Annotated in this window: 3 protein-coding genes; all 3 read left to right on the forward strand. The window is 40.3% G+C overall.

All coding sequences use genetic code 11. The features are described from left to right. The first annotated feature begins 25 nt into the window (after nt 1-25). Entirely contained in the window at nt 26-106 is an 81-nt protein-coding gene (locus ON09_RS26950; protein ID WP_394358233.1) for a contractile injection system tape measure protein, read from the forward strand. A 680-nt stretch (nt 107-786) separates the two neighbouring features. Continuing rightward, on the forward strand, nt 787-1,452 hold the full coding sequence (locus ON09_RS26955; RefSeq protein WP_394358234.1) for an ATP-binding protein: 666 nt from the start codon (nt 787-789) through the stop codon (nt 1,450-1,452). Nucleotides 1,453-1,467: 15 nt separating this feature from the next. Then, the coding region (locus ON09_RS23550) for a hypothetical protein (RefSeq protein WP_238533797.1) at nt 1,468-1,785 on the forward strand (318 nt) is incomplete at its 3' end.

Genomic DNA, 1,785 nt, shown 5'->3' on the forward strand with positions numbered 1-1,785 from the left:
ACGTACACACTGGAAAGGAATCGATATTTTATTAGATCGGTTACCATGGGGACTTACAATGATAAAATTGTCATGGAACAAATATTTGATACAAGTAACTTGGTAAAATCGGGTTCACAAGCTAATGCAGCAGCTATCCAAACTGAACTCATTTGGTTTGAACAAGTGTTGCAACTTCGCAGCGCCATAAATTTCGGCAATGTACCAGCGGGTACTTCTATTTTTGATGTCCAACCACCTGATTTAAGTGCCTATCCTTCTAAGTATGCCGAATTTATCGCTCAAAATCAATTGAATTTCGAAGAACGATTGTTATTGTTTCTGGCAATGGTGAGTCAGGTTAAGCCCCAGTGTCTGGATATTTTTCTAGTTCAAAACTCAGCTACCGGCCAGATATTTACAGAGTTTGGTGGGAGGAAAGGCAATGTTTTTAGTGGCTTTTTACCTACCGCAGAAACATTTTTATTTATCATCGCTGCAGATGATTTAGCACTTAGATTTGATTTGTTAAGACTTTTCGATGCCAAACATCCGCTTTTTGTTTTGGATGTACTGGAATATGAACCCCTTCCACCTGGTGAGCCCGTTTCGAGCATTCCGCTTCATATTAACAAAAATTGGTTTGAAGAATTTACAACCGGAGAAAGGAGCAGGCCTCGATTTTCAACGGAGTTTCCGGCACAGCTAATTGAAACTCAAATGGAACCTGATGATTTGGTTTTGCCGGCACATATTTTAGATCAGCTTGAATTAATTGATGCCTGGCTAGCACATAACGAGACAATGATGAATGAATTTGCCCTGAAGCGAAAATTAAAGCCGGGTTTTAGGGCATTGTTTTTTGGTCAGCCCGGAACTGGTAAATCTCTCGCGGCAGCTTTGTTGGGTAAAAAGCATGGTTTTCCAGTTTATAGAATTGATTTAAGCCGCATTGTAAGTAAATACATTGGCGAAACTGGTAAAAATCTATCAAAGGTTTTTGATGCCGCTGAAAACCAGCAGTGGATATTATTTTTCGATGAAGCAGACGCACTTTTTGGTAAGCGCACCAATGTGAGTGATGCCCGCGACCGCTACGCTAACCAGGAAACCAGTTATTTGTTGCAGCGTATAGAAGATCACAATGGACTGGTTATTCTGGCTAGTAACTTTAAACAAAACATTGATCAGGCATTTTTACGCCGGTTCCAATCTATCGTTGAATTTCCAATTCCACAAGCAGATCAACGTTTAAAGCTTTGGAAACAGAGTTTTTCTGAATTGACCAAGTTAGAATCAAAAGTAAATCTAAATGAAATAGCCAATAAATATGAACTTTCTGGTGGTGTTATTATCAATGTAGTGCGATATGCTACTTTGAAAATGCTTAAAGACGAAGCTGCCGAAATTAGGCAAAAAGATATTTTGGAAGGAATAAAGATTGAGCTTAAAAAATCAGGACGGACAATGTAAACTATGGGCGCTGCGTTGGCATATAGCAATCCATCACTTAAGTCGGTTACACATAACCGACCCGGCGCCAGCTGTATTCAAGCGAAGCTAAAGATTGGAGCTGTTAATGATCCTCAGGAACAGCAAGCCGATCAGGTGGCTGAAAAAGTGATGCGGATGCCTTCAAATGCCGGTTTTGTGATGGGAGGAATAGGTACTGGTGCCGCCATGAATGTCCAGCGCCAATGCAAAAATTGTGGGAATGAAGAAAAAATCTCCCTTAAGGAAGAAGAATTAAGAGGAATTGATCAGCCTGAAATTTTACAAGCTAAAGCAGGGGCGTCATTTGCCAGT

Source organism: Pedobacter agri PB92, assembly GCF_000258495.1.
Taxonomy (GTDB): domain Bacteria; phylum Bacteroidota; class Bacteroidia; order Sphingobacteriales; family Sphingobacteriaceae; genus Pedobacter; species Pedobacter agri.